Genomic DNA, 17,541 nt, shown 5'->3' with positions numbered 1-17,541 from the left:
AAGTGACCGAGGAATACGGCAGGGTGGCGGTTCTGTCCGACATCCACGGCGTGCTGCCCGCCCTGGAGGCGGTCCTGGCGGAACCGGAGGTGGCGGCGGCCGACCGGATCGTCCTGACCGGCGACACAACGGCGGGTCCGCAGCCGGCCGAGGTGCTGGACCTGCTGCGGGACCAGGGCGAGAGGGTGCTGTGGCTCGCGGGGAACGCCGACCGGGAGCTGGTGGAGTACCGGCGCGGCGAGCGCACGGACATCCCCGACCCCATCGGGCCGTACGCGGCCCGGGCCCTGCGCGAGGACCAGATCGGCTTCCTCGCCGCCCTGCCGCGGACGCTCACCCTGCGCGTCCGCGGCCTCGGCACCGTCCTGTTCTGCCATGCCACTCCGCGCGACGACGAGGAGCTGGTGCTGGTGGACTCCCGCCCCGCCCGCTGGGCGGAGGTCTTCACCGGCCTCGACCCCGGCATCGGCACCGTCGTCTGCGGCCACACCCACATGCCCTACGTCCGTCTGGCCCACGGCCGTCTGGTCGTCAACCCCGGCAGCGTCGGCATGCCCTACGGCCGCTCCGGCGCCCACTGGTGTCTGCTGGGCCCCGGCACCGACCTGCGCGTGACGCCGTACGACATACCGGCGGCCGTCGCCCGGCTCACGGCGGAGTGCGCCTACCCGGAGATCGCCGAGTGGGCCGACTACTTCCTGTACGCCCGGGCGACGGACACGGACGTGCTGACGGCATGGGGGCCGAAGGACGGGCGGAGTGCTGCGCAGGGTTGACCTCCGCACGGCCCGGCGCTGGGGGCGCTCTCAGCTTTGCAAAGCAACACCCAGCATTTCCAAGGGGATTCACAGCGCCCCTTTGCAATTTTTGCCGTTCGGGCAGACGACAGGCGTGTAAGTTCTTCGGTGCCGGGTTCCGGACGCGGAATTCAGCACCCGCAAGTACAGTGCGACATGAGGAGTCGGAATGAGCCTGAAGAAGCTCGCCCCGCTGCCCCCGAAGCCGAAGAAGCAGCTGCCGCCCCCGCCCCCGCCGAAGCACAGGAAGAAGCACGGCCCGAAGCCGCTGCCCAAGCCGCTGCCCGGCCAGGACCGCTGAACCGGCTGAGCGAGCGGTGAATTGAAAGGGGTCGATGGTGCACCGTCGGCCCCTTTTCTGTTTTATTCGGGACGGTGATTCAGAAGGGAAGAAGTTGTGGATGAAGAGGGTGAAGAATTCGAGTACGACACCCCGTCCATTCCGGCCCGTACCGCATTCCGTCGTTTCTGGCCGTTGACCAAGGGCCTTCGAAAGTGGCTGCTGCTGGTCTGGCTGTGCACGGTCCTCGCCGCGCTCGCCGAGACCGAGGCCATCCTGCTGTTCAGCGACCTCACCGACCACGCCCTGCAGAAGGGCTCGCCGGCCGCGTTCTGGAGCCCGGCGGGCAAGTGGCTGGGCATCGCGGTGGCCGGCGCCGTCGTCGCCTACACCGGCAACTCCCTCGCCGCCTGGGTGACCGAACGCTTCGTGATGCGGCTGCGCGAGCACGTCTTCGACCATGTCCAGCAGCTGCCGCCGCACTTCTTCCAGCGCCACCGCCAGGGCGATCTGCTCTCCCGGCTGACCGCCGACGTCGAGGCGATCGAGACGTTGGTCGTGTCCGGGCTGGTCGGCGCCGCCTCGTCCGCCTTCTCCGCCCTCTTCTACGCGGCCGCCGCGTTCTGGCTGCGCTGGGACCTGGCCGCCGCCGCCTTCGTCCTCGCGCCCCTGTTCTGGCTGGCCGCGCGCCGCTTCTCCGGTTCCATCAAGGACGTCTCCCGCGCGGGCCGGGTCGCCGACGGCGCGATCACCTCCGTGGTGGAGGAGTCCCTCGGCAACATCGTGCTCACCCAGGCCTACGACCGCCGGGACGCCGAACGCCGACGGCTGCGCGAGGAGGCGAACGCCTGGTTCCGTGCCTCGGTCCGCTCCACCCGCCTGAACGAGGCCTACGAGCAGCTCGTCCAGGTCATCGAGACGGTGTGTGTGCTCGCGGTGATCGGCATCGGCGCCTGGGAGATCTCCACCGGCCGGATGACCCTCGGCCGGCTCCTCGCCTTCGCCGCCTTCCTCGGCTACCTCTATCCACCGGTGCGGGGCCTCGCCCAGCTGGGCCTCACCGTCACCGCCGCCACGGCCGGCGCCGAGCGGCTCATCGAGATCCTGGACGTCCGCCCCTCGGTCACCGACCCGCGGCGCCCCGCGGACGCCGGCCGCCCGGACGGCACGGTCGAGGTCAGGGACGTGACCTTCCACTACCCCGGTGCCGGGAAGCCCGCCCTCGAAGACCTCTCCTTCACGGTCAGCCCCGGCGAGCTGGTGATCGTCACGGGCCCGAGCGGCGCCGGCAAGTCCACGGTCTCCAAGCTCCTGCTGCGCTTCTACGACCCGGACTCCGGAGACGTCCTCCTGGACGGCACGCCGCTCCGGGACTTCCCCCTGGCCCATCTGCGTGCGTACGTCACACTGCTGCCCCAGGAGACCCTGGTGCTGCACGACACGGTGCGCGCCAACATAGCCTGCGGCCGGCCCGGCGCCAGCGACCAGGCCATCGAGGAGGCGGCCAGGACGGCCGACGCGCACGAGTTCATCTCGCGGCTGCCCGACGGGTACGACACCCGGGTCGACCCCAACTCGGCCCGCCTGTCCGGCGGCCAGCTCCAGCGCCTGGCCATCGCCCGCGCCATCCTGCGCGACGCCCCCGTCCTGGTCCTGGACGAGCCGACGACGGGTCTGGACGCGATGGCCGCCCGCCGCGTCGTCAAACCCCTGCGCCGCCTGATGGCCGGCCGTACGACCATCATGATCACCCACGACCTCAACCTCGCACCCGACGCCGACCGCATCCTGGTGGTCGACCGGGGCCATATCGTGGAGACCGGTCGCCATGACGAACTCCTCGCCCGGGGCGGGGCGTACGCCCGGCTGCACCGCTCGCAGAACAACGCGGTGATGGACACCGGCGAGCTGCGCATGCCGCTGTGGGAGGAACAGCGGACGCCGGCGCCGGCGTACGAGCACGCGCCGGCGTACCAGCAGCAGTACGGCTACACCCCCTACACCGCCGCCCCCACCCCCTCCGCCCTCCCCGCTCCCCTCCCCACCACCCTCCCTGACGGCCGCCCCCTCTTCCGTGACGAGGAGGCGTGGCCGGGCATCTGACTTCCAGCATCCGGGACAGTTCCTTAAAGGGTTCACGCACCTGTCAAAGTCCATTACCCTGGACTCATTGGTGCATCCAGATGAACGAACCCGATCAAGCACAGGACCGCCCGTGACCGTCACCCCCAGCACCGCAGCGCCGACACCGGTCACTCCCACCGGAAGGCAGCGCCGTCTCGGTTCGCTCGGCCCGGTGGGCCTGGTGCTGGCCGGCGCCATCTCGGTCCAGTTCGGCGGCGCCCTGGCGGTGACCCTGATCCCGAGGGCCGGCGCGCCGGGCGTCGTCACCCTCCGCCTCCTCGCGGCGGCCGTGGTCCTCCTCCTCGTCTGCCGCCCCCGGCTGCGCGGTCACTCCCGCACCGACTGGGGCACGGTGATCGCGTTCGGCATCGCCATGGGCGCGATGAACGGCCTCTTCTACGAGGCGGTCGCCCGTATCCCGCTGGGCCCGGCGGTCACCCTGGAGGTCCTCGGCCCCCTGACCCTCTCGGTCCTGGCCTCCCGCCGCGCGGTCAACGCGCTGTGGGCGGGCCTGGCCCTGCTCGGCGTCTTCCTGCTGGGCGGCGGAGGCTTCAGCGACCTCGACCCCATAGGTGTCGCCTTCGCCCTGGGCGCCGGCGCCATGTGGGCGGTCTACATACTCTTCAGCGCCCGCACGGGCCGCCGCTTCCCCCAGGCGGACGGCCTCGCCCTGGCCATGGCGGTGGCGGCCCTCCTCTTCCTCCCGATCGGCATCGCCTCGGCAGGCACCCGCCTGCTGAACCCCACCATCCTGGCCCTCGGCTCGGCGATCGCCCTGCTCTCCTCCGTCCTGCCCTACACCCTCGAACTCCTGGCCCTGCGCCGCCTGCCCGCCTCCACCTTCGCGATCCTGATGAGCCTCGAACCGGCGATCGCCGCGACGGCCGGCTTCCTGATCCTCGGCCAGTCCCTGTCCCTGACGGAGGCCGCCGCGATCGCCCTGGTCATCGCGGCGAGCATCGGCGCGGTCCGCACCCAGGTGGGCCAGGGCAAGGTCAAGGTGGCACCGGCCCCGGAGGCCTGACGGGCCTTCCCGGCGTCATCCGGCTCCCGGTCGTCCGGTGACGAGGAGTAGTCGTCCATGCGCGCACCGGAGTGGGGTTTGTGTAAAAGTGGACGGTGTGACCGGCAACAGCGACACCAGCCCCCGCCCGCTGAAGATCACCGCCCGTGGCCGTGCCGTACTCGCCGACCCCCGGATCAACCGCGGTACGGCGTTCACCGAGGCCGAGCGGCGGGCCCTGGATCTCGTCGGACTGGTACCGCCCCATGTGCTCACCCAGGACGAACAGGTCGAACGCGCCTACGCCCAGTACCGGGAACAGCCCACCGACCTGGCGAAGAACGTCAATCTCACCGCCCTGCACGACCGTAACGAGACGCTGTTCTACCGTCTCGTCGGCGACCACCTCGAAGAGATGCTGCCCATCGTCTACACGCCGACCGTGGGCACGGCCATCCGCCGCTACAGCAACGAGTACCGCCGCCCGCGCGGCATCTACCTCTCCGTGGACGCCCCCGGCGACATCGAGCGCTCCCTGCGCGCGAGCGGCCGCGGCGCCGACGACGTCGACCTGATCGTGGCCACCGACGGCGAGGGCATCCTCGGCATCGGCGACTGGGGCGTCGGCGGCATCGACATCGCCGTGGGCAAACTCGCCGTCTACACCGCCGCCGCCGGCATCGACCCGCGCCGCACCCTGCCGGTCATGCTCGACGTCGGCACCAACCGCGAGGAACTCCTCGACAACCCCCTCTACCTCGGCAACCGGCACCCCCGCGCCGACCGTGAGACGTACGACGCCTTCATCGACGCCTACGTCACCACCGCCACCAAGCTCTTCCCGAACGCCCTGCTGCACTGGGAGGACTTCGGCACCGCCAACGCCCGTCGCATCCTCGACCGCTACCGCGATCAGGTGTGCACCTTCAACGACGACATCCAGGGCACGGGTGCCGTCAACCTCGCCGCCGTCGTGTCCGGCGTACGTGCCGTCGGTGTGCCCCTGCCGCAGCACCGGATCGTCGTCTTCGGCGCGGGCACCGCCGGTATCGGGGTCGCCGACCAGCTGCGCGACGCCCTGATCGCCGAGGGGCTGTCCCCGGCCGAGGCCACCGCCCGTTTCTGGTGCGTCGACCGGTACGGGCTGCTCACCGCCGACCAGGGCGACAAGCTGCGCGACTTCCAGCAGCCCTACGCCCGCCCGGCCGACGAGGCCGACGGCTGGCGGCGCGACGACAGCCTGCCCGGCATCCCCCTCGACGAGGTGGTCCGGCGGGTCCGGCCGACCATCCTCATCGGCACCTCCGGACAGAGCGGTGCCTTCACCGAGGCGCTCGTCCGCGAGATGGCCCGGCACACCGAACGCCCCATCATCCTGCCCATGTCCAACCCCACCGACCTCGCCGAGGCCACCCCCGCCGACCTGCTCGACTGGACGGACGGGAAGGCGCTGGTGGCCACGGGCAGCCCGTTCGCGCCGGTCGAGCGGGACGGGACGACGTACGAGATCGGCCAGGCCAACAACGCCCTGGTGTTCCCCGGTCTCGGCCTCGGCGTGATCGTCGCCCGCGCCTCCCGGGTCACCGACCGCATGCTCCGCGCGGCGGCGGACGCGGTCGCCCGCCGGACCGGCGCCGACCCGGACGCCGCCCGGCTGAACGCGCCGGTCCTCCCGCCCATCCGCGATCTGCGCGGCACGTCGGAGGCGGTCGCCGTGGCCGTGGTCCGCGCGGCGAGGGCGGACGGCGTCGCCCGGGCCGACCTGGACGACGACGGCATCGAGGCGGCGGTGCGCGCGGCGCGCTGGGAGCCGGTGTATCCGCCGGTGGAAGCGGTGTGAGGGGGCGGCCCCCGACCCCTCCGGAAACCATCCGCCCAAATTCATGCAAGCACGCTTGATTGTTTCTGTGGCCGCTGCCATGCTCCCCCCATGGCCGACCCGACGCCCGTCATCGACGACCTGCGTGCCGAGAGCGACGAACTCGACCTGCTCGTGGCCGAGTTGAGTCCCGAGCAGTGGGCGCTGCCCACCCCCGCGCCCGGCTGGACCGTCGCCCACCAGATCGCCCACCTCGCCTGGACCGACCGCTCGGCGCTGCTCGCCGTCACCGACGCGGACGCCTTCCACGTACTGGTCGAAAAGGCGCTCGCCGCCCCCGGCTCCTTCGTGGACGAGGGCGCTGAGGAGGGCGCCCGGCTCGCGCCCGCCGAGCTGCTGTCGACCTGGCGCGAGGGGCGCACCGCCCTCGACCGGGCCCTGCGCGACTCCCCGCCCGGCGCCCGTTTCCCCTGGTACGGCCCGCCCATGTCGGCCGCCTCCATGGCCACCGCCCGACTCATGGAGACCTGGGCGCACAGCCTGGACATCGCCGACGCCCTGGGTGTGGTCCGAACCCCCACCGACCGGCTCAGGCATGTGGCCCGGCTCGGGGTCCGCACCCGCGACTTCGCCCACACCGTCCACCAGCTCACCCCTCCCGCCGAGGAGTTCCGCGTCGAACTCACCTCACCCACGGGCGAGGTGTGGGCATACGGCCCCGAGACCGCCCCGCAGCGCGTCACCGGCCCCGCCCTCGACTTCTGCCTCCTCGTCACCCAGCGCGCCCACCGCGCCGACCTCGCCCTGACCGCCGTCGGCCCGGACGCCGACCGCTGGCTGGACATCGCCCAGGCCTTCGCGGGCCCGCCCGGCGGCGGCCGCCCGCCGAAGGAGGACCCGGCGTGACCAGCCTGCGCATCGGCAACTTCTCCGGCTTCTACGGCGACCGCGCGGGCGCCCTGCGCGAGATGCTCACCGGCGGCGAGGTCGACGTCCTCACCGGCGACTACCTCGCCGAGCTCACCATGCTGATCCTCGCCCGCGACCGGCTGAAGGACCCCGGCGCCGGTTACGCCCGCACCTTCCCGCGCCGGCTGGAGGACTGCCTCGGCCTCGCCCACGAGCGCGGGGTGAAGATCGTCACCAACGCGGGCGGGCTCAATCCTGCCGGACTCGCCGACGCCGTACGGGAGTTGGCCGACCGCCTCGGCATCCCGGTCCGCGTCGCCCACGTCGAGGGCGACGACCTCACCGCCTCCCACCCCGGCGCCCTCGCCGCCCACGCCTACCTCGGCGGCTTCGGCATCGCCGAGTGTCTGCGGGCCGGCGCGGACGTCGTCGTCACCGGGCGGGTGACCGACGCGGCACTTGTCACCGGGCCCGCCGCCGCCCACTTCGGCTGGGGCCCCACGGACCACGACCGGCTCGCGGGCGCCGTCGTCGCCGGACACGTGCTGGAGTGCGGGACGCAGGCCACCGGCGGGAACTACGCGTTCTTCCGGGAGGGGGACATACGCCGGCCCGGCTTCCCGCTCGCCGAGATCCACGCCGACGGCAGCAGCGTCATCACCAAGCACCCCGGCACCGGCGGCCTGGTCGACGTCGGCACGGTCACCGCGCAGCTGCTGTACGAGACCGGTGGCGGCCGGTACGCCGGGCCCGATGTCACCGCCCGGCTGGACACCGTACGGCTGAGCCAGGACGGGCCGGACCGGGTGCGGATCGAGGGCGTGCGCGGCGAGGCACCACCGCCGGCCCTGAAAGTCGGGCTCAACCGGCTCGGCGGTTTCCGCAACGAGGTCGTCTTCGTCCTCACCGGACTCGACATCGAGGCCAAGGCCGAGCTGGTGCGGGCGCAGCTCTCCGACGCGCTCGCCAAGTCGCCGCCCGCCGAGGTCCGCTGGGAACTCGTGCGTACCGACCGGGCCGACGCCGAGACCGAGGAGACCGCGAGCGCCCTGCTGCGGCTCGTCGTCCGGGACCCGGACGAGCGGGTCGTCGGACGGGCGCTGAGCGGGGCCGCCGTGGAGCTGGCACTGGCCAGCTACCCGGGCTTCCATGTGCTCTCCCCACCGGGGAAGGGCTCGCCTTATGGGGTCTTCGAGGATGTGTACGTCCCCCATGGTGCCGTCGACCATAGGGCCGTCCTCCACGACGGACGCCGTATCCCCGTGCCGGTCCCCCCGGACACTCAGCCCCTGGACGACCTACCGGCCCCGCCGCTCCCCGGCCCCCTTCCGCCCGGGCCGACCCGCCGCGCACCCCTCGGCCTGGTCGCCGGGGCCCGCAGCGGAGACAAGGGCGGGAACGCCAACGTCGGCGTGTGGGCCCGCAGTGACGACGCCTGGCGGTGGCTCGCGCACGAGCTGACCGCCGAAAGGTTCCGGCAGCTGATCCCCGAGAGCCGGGACCTGCCCGTCACCCGGCATCTGCTGCCGAACCTCCGCGCGGTCAACTTCGTCGTCGAGGGCATCCTCGGCGCGGGCGTCGCCGCGCAGGCCCGGTTCGACCCGCAGGCCAAGGCCCTCGGTGAATGGCTGCGCTCCCGCCACCTGGACATCCCGGAGGCCCTGCTGTGACGGTCATCAACTCCAGCCTCGACACCGCTGGTTCCGACTACCGCGCGCACCGCGAGGCCATGCTCGCCAAGCTCGCCGAGCTGGACGCCGAGCACGCCAAGGCGCTCGCGGGCGGCGGTGAGAAGTACGTCCAAAGGCACCGTGAACGCGGCAAGTTGCTGGCGCGGGAGCGGATCGAGCTGCTCCTCGACCCCGACACGCCCTTCCTGGAGCTGTCCCCGCTGGCCGCCTGGGGGAGTGACTACACGGTCGGCGCCTCGCTCGTCACCGGCATCGGCGTGGTCGAGGGCGTGGAGTGCCTGATCACCGCCAACGACCCGACCGTGCGCGGCGGCGCGAGCAACCCGTGGAGCCTGAAGAAGGCGCTGCGGGCGAATGACATCGCGCTCGTCAACCGGCTGCCCTGCATCAGCCTGGTGGAGTCGGGAGGGGCCGATCTGCCGTCCCAGAAGGAGATCTTCATCCCGGGCGGCGCCATCTTCCGCGACCTCACCCGCCTCTCCGCCGCCGGGATCCCGACCATCGCGGTCGTCTTCGGCAACTCCACCGCCGGCGGCGCCTACATCCCCGGCATGTCCGACCACGTGATCATGGTCAAGGAGCGGGCCAAGGTCTTCCTCGGCGGACCCCCGCTGGTGAAGATGGCCACCGGCGAGGAGAGCGACGACGAGTCCCTGGGCGGCGCCGAGATGCACGCGCGCGTGTCGGGCCTCGCCGACTACTTCGCCGTCGACGAGCCGGATGCCCTGCGCCAGGCCCGCCGCGTGGTGGCCCGGCTGGGCCACCGCAAGGCGTACCCGGATCCCGGCCCCGCCGAGCCGCCCACGTACGACCCGGAGGAACTGCTGGGCATCGTCCCCGGCGATCTGAAGATCCCCTTCGACCCGCGCGAGGTCATCGCCCGGATCGTCGACGCCTCCGACTTCGACGAGTTCAAGCCGCTGTACGGGACCAGTCTGGTGACCGGCTGGGCGGCCCTGCACGGCTACCCGGTCGGCATCCTGGCCAACGCGCAGGGGGTGTTGTTCAGCGCGGAGTCGCAGAAGGCCGCCCAGTTCATCCAGCTCGCCAACCAGCGCGACATCCCGCTGCTCTTCCTGCACAACACCACCGGCTACATGGTCGGCAAGGAGTACGAGCAGGGCGGGATCATCAAGCACGGCTCGATGATGATCAACGCGGTCAGCAACAGCAGGGTCCCGCACCTGTCCGTGCTCATGGGGGCGTCGTACGGCGCCGGGCACTACGGGATGTGCGGGCGCGCCTACGACCCCCGGTTCCTGTTCGCCTGGCCGAGCGCCAAGTCCGCCGTCATGGGTCCGCAGCAGCTCGCCGGCGTGCTGTCGATCGTCGCCCGGCAGTCGGCGGCGGCGAAGGGACAGCCGTACGACGAGGACGCGGACGCCGCGCTGCGCGCCATGGTGGAGCAGCAGATCGAGTCCGAGTCGCTGCCGATGTTCCTGTCCGGGCGGCTGTACGACGACGGCGTCATCGACCCGCGCGACACCCGTACCGTCCTCGGCCTGTGCCTGTCCGCCCTCCACACCGCGCCCTACGAGGGCGCGCGCGGCGGCTTCGGCGTCTTCCGGATGTGAGGCATCACGTGATCACGACACTGCTCGTCGCCAACCGGGGCGAGATCGCCTGCCGGATCTTCCGCACCTGCCGTGAGTTGGGAATCCGGACGGTCGCCGTGCACTCGGACGCCGACGACAACGCGCTCCACACGCGCGTGGCCGACACGGCGGTACGGCTGCCGGGCGCGGCGCCCGCCGAGACGTATCTGCGCGGCGACCTGATCGTGAAGGCGGCCCTGGCCGCCGGCGCGGACGCGGTGCACCCCGGCTACGGCTTCCTCTCCGAGAACCCCGACTTCGCCCGCGCCGTCCTCGATGCCGGCCTGACCTGGATCGGCCCGCCGCCGGAGGCCATCGAGGCGATGGCGTCCAAGACCCGCGCGAAGGAGCTGATGGGTCTCGCGCCCCTCGACGCGGCGCAGATCACGGAGGCCGACCTGCCGGTGCTGGTGAAAGCGGCCGCCGGCGGCGGGGGGCGGGGAATGCGGATCGTGCGCCGCCTGGAGGAGCTGAGCGCCGCACTGCAGGCCGCACGCGCCGAGGCGGCGAGCGCCTTCGGCGACGGCGAGGTCTTCATCGAGCCCTACCTGGAGCACGGCCGCCACGTCGAGGTGCAGATCCTCGCCGACAGCCACGGCACCGTCTGGACCCTCGGCACCCGCGACTGCTCCCTCCAGCGCCGCCACCAGAAGGTCATCGAGGAGGCCCCGGCGCCCGGCCTCACCGAGCAGCTCACGCAGGACCTGTACGCGCTGGCCGTACAGGCCGTGTGCGCTGTCGCCTACGAGGGCGCCGGCACCGTCGAGTTCCTGGTCGCCGGCGGCCGCGCGCACTTCCTGGAGATGAACACCCGCCTCCAGGTCGAACACCCCGTCACCGAGGAGGTGTTCGGCATCGACCTGGTCGCGGAACAGATCCGCGTCGCGGAGGGCCACGCCCTCCAAAAGGACCCGCCACGCGCGCGTGGCCACGCGATCGAGGCCCGCCTGTACGCCGAGGACCCCGCCCACGACTGGGCCCCGCAGACCGGCACCCTGCACCACCTCGCCGTACCGGCCGGCGTCCGCCTGGACACCGGCTACACCGACGGCGACTCCATCGGCGTCCACTACGACCCGATGCTCGCCAAGGCCGTCGCGCACGCGCCCACCCGCGCGGAGGCGATCCGCAGGCTCGCCGGAGCACTGGAGGGCGCGGAGATCCACGGCCCGGTCACCAACCGCGACCTGCTGGTCCGCTCCCTGCGCCACGAGGAGTTCACCAGCGGGCGCATGGACACCGGCTTCTACGACCGCCACCTCCCCGCACTGACCGAGCCCGCCCCCGACCCGTACGCCCGCCCGTCTCCCACCACCACCCTCAAGCGAGTCGCTACGCGACCACCTCTGGTTGTGCTCGCCGCCGCCCTCGCCGACGCCCACGGCCGCTCCCGCTTCGGCGGCTGGCGCAACCTGCCCTCGCAGCCGCAGGTGAAGCGGTACGCGGTGGCGGGGGAGGAGCACGAGGTCCGCTACCGGCACACCCGACAGGGCCTGGCCGCCGACGGGGTGCGGGTCGTGCACGCCGACGCGCGTCTGGTCGTACTCGAGGTGGACGGCGTGGAGCGCCGGTTCACGGTGGCGGCGTACGGCGACGAGGCGCACGTCGACTCCACCCGCCTCACCGCCCTGCCCCGCTTCCCCGACCCCGCCGCCCAGCTCGCCCCCGGTTCCCTGCTCGCACCGATGCCGGGCACGGTCGTCCGCGTCGCCGAGGGCCTGGCGGAGGGGGCAGCGGTTCAGGCCGGTCAGGGCCTCATATGGCTGGAGGCGATGAAGATGCAGCACCGGATCTCGGCGCCGGTCACCGGAACGCTGACCGCGCTGCATGCCAGGACCGGCCAGCAGGTGGAACCAGGAATGTTGCTCGCCGTAGTGCAGGAAACCTCTTCTTAGGAGCCTCATGTCTCCCGTCATCGAAACCGAAGAGCACAAAGCCCTCCGCTCGGCGGTGGCCGCCCTCGGCAAACGCTACGGACGCGACTACCTCGTGCAGACGGTCGCCGCCGGAAAGCCCCCCACCGAACTCTGGTCCGAGGCCGGAAAACTCGGCTACCTCGGCGTCAACCTGCCGGAGGGATACGGCGGCGGAGGCGGCGGCATCACCGAACTCTCCATAGTGCTCGAGGAACTGGGTGCCGCAGGCTCACCCCTGCTCATGCTCGTCGTGTCCCCGGCCATCTGCGGAACGGTCATCTCCCGCTTCGGTACAGAGGCCCAGAAACAGACCTGGCTCCCCGGCATCGCCGACGGCACCCGCCTCATGGCCTTCGGCATCACCGAACCCGACGCCGGCTCCAACAGCCACCGCATCACCACCACCGCCCGCCGCGACGGCGCCGACTGGCTCCTCACCGGCCGCAAGGTCTTCATCTCCGGTGTCGACATGGCCGACGCCGTCCTGATCGTCGGCCGTACCGAGGACGCCCGCACCGGACGCCTCAAGCCCTGCCTGTTCATCGTCCCGACGGACGCAGAGGGCTTCCAGAAGCGGCCGATCGACATGGAACTGGCCGCCGCCGAGAAACAGTTCGAGCTGGTCCTGGACGACGTACGGCTGCCCGCCGACGCGCTCGTCGGCGACGAGGACGCCGGTCTGCTGCAACTGTTCGCCGGGCTGAACCCCGAGCGGATCATGACCGCCGCGTTCGCCATCGGGATGGGCCGGTACGCCCTGTCCAAGGCCATCGAGTACGCCCGCGACCGTACCGTCTGGAAGTCCCCGATCGGCGCCCACCAGGCCATCGCCCACCCCCTGGCACAGGCGCACATCGACCTGGAACTGGCCCGGCTGATGATGCAGAAGGCGGCCCACCTCTACGACGCCGGTGACGACATCGGCGCGGGCGAGGCCGCCAACATGGCCAAGTACGCCGCCGGTGAGGCCTGCGTGAAGGCCGTCGACCAGGCCGTGCACACCCTCGGCGGCAACGGGCTCACCCGCGAGTTCGGGCTCGCCTCGCTGATAACGGCCGCACGCGTGGCTCGTATTGCTCCGGTGAGCCGGGAGATGATTCTCAACTACGTCTCCCATCAGAGCCTCGGTCTGCCCAAGTCGTACTAGGCCGCCGCATCCGCCTGGAGGAACCGTGTTCCGCAGCGAGTACGCAGACGTTCCGCCCGTAGCACTCCCCATCCACGAGGCCGTCCTGGGCCGCGCCGCCGAGTTCGGCGAGCGCCCCGCCCTGATCGACGGCACGGACGGCACCACGCTCACGTACCAGCAGGTGGACCGGTTCCACCGGCGCGTCGCCGCCGGTCTCGCCGACGCGGGCGTCCGCAAGGGCGACGTCCTCGCCCTGCACAGCCCCAACACCATCGCCTTCCCGACCGCCTTCTACGCCGCCACGCGCGCGGGTGCCTCCGTCACCACCGTGCACCCGCTCGCCACGCCCGAGGAGTTCGCCAAACAGCTCGGCGACAGCGGCGCGCGCTGGATCGTCACCGTCTCACCGCTGCTGGGGACCGCGCGCCGCGCCGCCGAACTCGCGGGCGGCGTACGGGAGATCTTCGTGTGCGACAGCGCGTCCGGGCACCGCTCCCTGATCGACATGCAGGCCACCGCCGCCCCCGAGCCGCAGCTCGCCTTCGACCCGGCCGAGGACATCGCCGCGCTGCCGTACTCCTCCGGTACCACCGGCGTGCCGAAAGGCGTGATGCTCACCCACCGGCAGATCGCCACCAACCTCGCCCAGCTGGAGCCCGCCGTACCGACCGCCCCCGGCGACCGCATCCTGGCCGTCCTGCCCTTCTTCCACATCTACGGGCTCACCGCCCTGATGAACGCGCCCCTGCGCAAGGGCGCCACGGTCGTCGTCCTGCCCCGCTTCGACCTGGAGACCTTCCTCGCGGCCATCGAGACCCACCGCATCACCGGCCTGTACGTCGCCCCGCCCATCGTCCTCGCCCTCGCCAAGCACCCGGCCGTCGCCCGCTACGACCTCTCCTCCCTGAAGTACGTCATCAGCGCCGCCGCCCCGCTGGACGCCGCACTCGCCCGCGCCTGCTCACAGCGGCTCGGCCTGCCCCCGATCGGCCAGGCCTACGGCATGACCGAACTGTCCCCCGGCACCCACGTCGTCCCCCTCGACCGGCTCCACGACGCCCCCGCCGGCACCGTCGGCAGGCTCATCGCCGGCACCGAGATGCGCATCGTCTCCCTGGACGACCCCGACAAGGACCTCGGCACCGGCGAGCGCGGCGAGATCCTGATCCGCGGCCCCCAGGTGATGAAGGGCTACCTCGGCCGCCCCGACGCCACCGCCGCGCTGATCGACACCGACGGCTGGCTGCACACCGGGGACGTCGGACACGTCGACGAGGACGGCTGGCTGTTCGTCGTGGACCGGGTGAAGGAACTCATCAAGTACAAGGGCTTCCAGGTGGCCCCCGCCGAACTGGAGGCCCTGCTGCTCGCCCACCCCGGCATAACCGACGCCGCCGTCATCGGCTCCTACGACGACGACGGCAACGAAGTCCCGCACGCCTTCGTCGTCCGCCGGCCCGACGCCGCCGAGGAGCTGACGGAACACGAGATCATGTTGTACGTCGCCGAACGGGTGGCACCCTACAAACGGGTCCGCCGGATCACCTTCATCGACACCGTCCCCCGCGCCGCCTCCGGCAAGATCCTGCGCCGGGAACTGAGGGAGCTGCCGTGACAATGATCAGCCGCACACGCGCGCGTGCCGTCGAGACCCTCAGCCTCGACGCCACCGACACCCGCAACGCCCTCTCGGTGGCCCTCGTCTCCGACCTCGCCGACGCCCTCACCGACTGCGGCAAGGACCCGGACGTCCGCGCCGTCGTCCTCACCCACACCGGCTCCACCTTCTGCGCCGGCGCCGACCTGCGCGACCCGCCGTACCCGGACGCGCTCACCGGCCTGCTCCGGCAGATCCTCGAACTGCGCAAACCCGTCGTCGCCCGGGTCACCGGCCACGTCCGCGCGGGCGGCCTCGGCCTCCTCGCCGCCTGCGACATCGCCGCCGCCTCCGCCGAGGCCACCTTCGCCTTCACCGAGGTCCGCATCGGCGTCGCCCCCGCGGTGATCTCCCTCCCCGTGGTCCCGCGCGCCGACCCCCGCGCCCTCGCCCGATACTTCCTCACCGGAGAACGCTTCGACGCCCGCGAGGCCGTGCACGTCGGACTCCTCACCGTCACCGGCGACGACGTGGACGAGGCCCTCGCCCCCATCCTCGACGGCCTGCGCCGCTCCTCACCCCAGGGCCTGGCCGAGACGAAACAGCTGCTCACGGCTAGGGTGCTGGAAACATTCGACCGGGACGCGGCGGATCTGACCGCGCTCTCGGCCCGGCTGTTCTCCTCCGCCCAGGCCCGGGAGGGGATGACGGCCTTCCTGGAAAGACGGGACGCGGCATGGGTGGTGTGACCGGATGAGCACGACGGCGCAACGCGACGGCCTGCCCAGGGAGCGCGACCGCGCCCCCAAGCAGGACCGCAGCCGGGCCACCCGGCAGCGGCTCCTCGAGGCCGCCGTGGCCTGCCTGGCCGAACACGGCTGGGCAGGCTCCACCGTCGCCGTCGTCGCCGAACGCGCCGGAGTCTCCCGCGGCGCCGCCCAGCACCACTTCCCCACCCGCGAGGACCTGTTCACGGCCGCCGTCGAATACGTCGCCGAAGAGCGCTCCACCGCCCTCCGGGAGCTCTTCCCGGCCGGCCCCGCCGACCGCCGCGCCGTCGTCGCCGCCCTCGTCGACCTCTACACCGGCCCCCTCTTCCGCGCCGCCCTGCACCTGTGGGTCGCCGCCTCCAACGAGGACCAGCTGCGCACCCGGGTGACCGAACTGGAGGCCCGCGTCGGCCGCGAGACCCACCGCATCGCCGTCGACCTCCTCGGCGCCGACGAGACCCGCCCCGGAGTCCGCGAAACCGTCCAGGGCCTCCTCGACATGGCCCGCGGCCTCGGCCTCGCCAACCTCCTCACCGACGACACCGCCCGCCGCGCCCGCGTCGTCGCCCAGTGGGCCGACCTGCTCGAACAGGCCCTCGGCTGAGCCGACGGAGAGTGAAACGGGCCACACCCGCATCCGGCACGGAGCAGTACCCTTGCCCCATGCTTCCGATGCTCGTCCGCCGCCGCCACGTGGACTACGTGCGCGTCACGAGCATGGGCTGTCGGCCTTCGGCCTGATTCAGCCTCTTTTCTCCCGCCTTCTTACGGCATCTTCTTACGGCATCCGGGGCGACGCCGCCCACACCCGCGGCGGCCTGCCCATGGCCCACACACCCCGTGGACGCACCCATGACGACGCACACCGCTTCGACGTACTCCACGACGACCCCGTCGTACGACCAGCTCCCCATCATCGACCTGTCGGCCGCCGGCCGCGGCCCCCAGGCCCGCGCCCTGCTCCACGCCCAGCTGCACAGCGCCGCCCACGACGTGGGCTTCTTCCAGCTCGTCGGACACGGCGTGACCCGGGCCGAGACCGACGCGCTGCTCACCGCCATGCGCGCCTTCTTCGCCCTCCCCGAGGCCGACCGGCTCGCCCTGGACAACGTGAACTCCCCGCACTTCCGCGGCTACACCCGCACCGGCGACGAACGCACCGCCGGCGCCCGCGACTGGCGCGACCAGCTCGACATAGGCGCCGAACGCCCCGCCCGCGTCCCCGCCCCCGGCGAACCCCCGTACTGGTGGCTCCAGGGCCCCAACCAGTGGCCCACCGCCCTCCCCGAGCTGCGCACCGCGGTCCTGGCCTGGATCGACAGGCTCAGCTCGGTCGCGGACCGCCTCCTGCACGAACTCCTCGCCGCCATCGGCGCCCCCGCCGGTTTCTACGACCCGATCTTCGGCGACCGTGCCCACCCGCACCTCAAGCTCGTCCGCTACCCCGGCAGCGCGGGCGACGGCACCGACCAGGGCGTGGGCGCCCACAAGGACTACGGCTTCCTGACCCTGCTCCTGCAGGACACCGTCGGCGGCCTCCAGGTCCAGCGCGAGGACGGCCTCTTCCACGAAGTCCCGCCCCTCGACGGCGCCTTCGTCGTCAACCTCGGCGAACTCCTGGAAGTCGCCACCAACGGCTACCTCCTCGCCACCAACCACCGCGTGGTCAGCCCGCCCGGAGCCACGGAACGCTTCTCCGTCCCGTTCTTCTACAACCCCCGCCTGGACGCCAGGGTCGAACCCCTGCCGTTCCCGCACGCGTCGAAGGCCCCGGGCATCACCACCGACCCGGCCAACCCCCTGTACGCCGAGTACGGCTACAACGAACTCAAGGGCAAGCTGAGGGCGCATCCGCTGGTCGCGGAACGGCACCATGCGGGTCTGCTTGCGGCCGCATGAAAACCAGGGCCC

14 protein-coding genes are annotated in these 17,541 nt (G+C 72.1%); all 14 read left to right on the top strand.

Going from position 1 to position 17,541, the window contains the following annotated elements; all coding sequences use genetic code 11:
* The first annotated feature begins 2 nt into the window (after positions 1-2).
* The 14 genes from ABT288_RS01610 to ABT288_RS01545 all read left to right on the top strand — a co-directional run bounded on the left by ABT288_RS01610 (position 3) and on the right by ABT288_RS01545 (position 17,529).
* Positions 3-776, top strand: coding sequence for a metallophosphoesterase family protein (locus ABT288_RS01610; RefSeq protein ID WP_502972713.1), 774 nt, complete (start codon positions 3-5; stop codon positions 774-776).
* Positions 777-966: 190 nt separating this feature from the next.
* Complete coding sequence (locus ABT288_RS01605; RefSeq protein WP_351601406.1) at positions 967-1,098, top strand: hypothetical protein; 132 nt, start codon at positions 967-969, stop codon at positions 1,096-1,098.
* Positions 1,099-1,194: 96 nt separating this feature from the next.
* Positions 1,195-3,180 (top strand): ABC transporter ATP-binding protein, encoded by a 1,986-nt coding sequence (locus tag ABT288_RS01600; protein ID WP_351601403.1) that lies wholly within the window; start codon positions 1,195-1,197, stop codon positions 3,178-3,180.
* 112 nt (positions 3,181-3,292) lie between these two features.
* The gene (locus ABT288_RS01595; protein WP_351601400.1) at positions 3,293-4,225 is read left to right on the top strand and encodes an EamA family transporter; all 933 of its coding nucleotides are present in this window, start codon (positions 3,293-3,295) and stop codon (positions 4,223-4,225) included.
* A 97-nt stretch (positions 4,226-4,322) separates the two neighbouring features.
* Positions 4,323-6,044 (top strand): NAD-dependent malic enzyme, encoded by a 1,722-nt coding sequence (locus tag ABT288_RS01590; protein WP_351601397.1) that lies wholly within the window; start codon positions 4,323-4,325, stop codon positions 6,042-6,044.
* Between the two features lie 90 nt (positions 6,045-6,134).
* Positions 6,135-6,929, top strand: coding sequence for a TIGR03084 family metal-binding protein (locus ABT288_RS01585; protein WP_351601394.1), 795 nt, complete (start codon positions 6,135-6,137; stop codon positions 6,927-6,929).
* Complete coding sequence (locus ABT288_RS01580; protein ID WP_351601391.1) at positions 6,926-8,602, top strand: acyclic terpene utilization AtuA family protein; 1,677 nt, start codon at positions 6,926-6,928, stop codon at positions 8,600-8,602. Before ABT288_RS01585 ends, ABT288_RS01580 begins: the two co-directional genes overlap by 4 nt.
* The gene (locus ABT288_RS01575) at positions 8,557-10,197 is read left to right on the top strand and encodes an acyl-CoA carboxylase subunit beta (RefSeq protein ID WP_450856910.1); all 1,641 of its coding nucleotides are present in this window, start codon (positions 8,557-8,559) and stop codon (positions 10,195-10,197) included. Before ABT288_RS01580 ends, ABT288_RS01575 begins: the two co-directional genes overlap by 46 nt.
* Before the next feature lie 8 nt (positions 10,198-10,205).
* Positions 10,206-12,113 carry an acetyl/propionyl/methylcrotonyl-CoA carboxylase subunit alpha gene (locus ABT288_RS01570; protein ID WP_351601386.1) on the top strand — a complete coding sequence of 636 codons (1,908 nt, stop codon included), beginning with the start codon at positions 10,206-10,208 and terminating at the stop codon, positions 12,111-12,113.
* 7 nt (positions 12,114-12,120) lie between these two features.
* Positions 12,121-13,281 (top strand): acyl-CoA dehydrogenase family protein, encoded by a 1,161-nt coding sequence (locus ABT288_RS01565; protein ID WP_351601383.1) that lies wholly within the window; start codon positions 12,121-12,123, stop codon positions 13,279-13,281.
* Between the two features lie 25 nt (positions 13,282-13,306).
* The gene (locus ABT288_RS01560; RefSeq protein ID WP_351601380.1) at positions 13,307-14,878 is read left to right on the top strand and encodes a 4-coumarate--CoA ligase family protein; all 1,572 of its coding nucleotides are present in this window, start codon (positions 13,307-13,309) and stop codon (positions 14,876-14,878) included.
* The gene (locus ABT288_RS01555) at positions 14,875-15,609 is read left to right on the top strand and encodes an enoyl-CoA hydratase family protein (RefSeq protein ID WP_351601377.1); all 735 of its coding nucleotides are present in this window, start codon (positions 14,875-14,877) and stop codon (positions 15,607-15,609) included. Before ABT288_RS01560 ends, ABT288_RS01555 begins: the two co-directional genes overlap by 4 nt.
* Positions 15,610-15,613: 4 nt before the next feature.
* Positions 15,614-16,234, top strand: a complete 621-nt coding sequence (locus ABT288_RS01550) for a TetR/AcrR family transcriptional regulator (RefSeq protein ID WP_351601375.1) — start codon at positions 15,614-15,616, stop codon at positions 16,232-16,234.
* Between the two features lie 248 nt (positions 16,235-16,482).
* Positions 16,483-17,529, top strand: coding sequence for an isopenicillin N synthase family dioxygenase (locus ABT288_RS01545; protein ID WP_351601372.1), 1,047 nt, complete (start codon positions 16,483-16,485; stop codon positions 17,527-17,529).
* Positions 17,530-17,541 lie beyond the last annotated feature (12 nt).

The sequence above is a fragment of the Streptomyces sp. NPDC001093 genome, assembly GCF_040298985.1.
Classification (GTDB): domain Bacteria; phylum Actinomycetota; class Actinomycetes; order Streptomycetales; family Streptomycetaceae; genus Streptomyces.
Note: the sequence above shows the minus strand (reverse complement) of the source record. Positions and strands in the feature narration are given on the sequence as shown.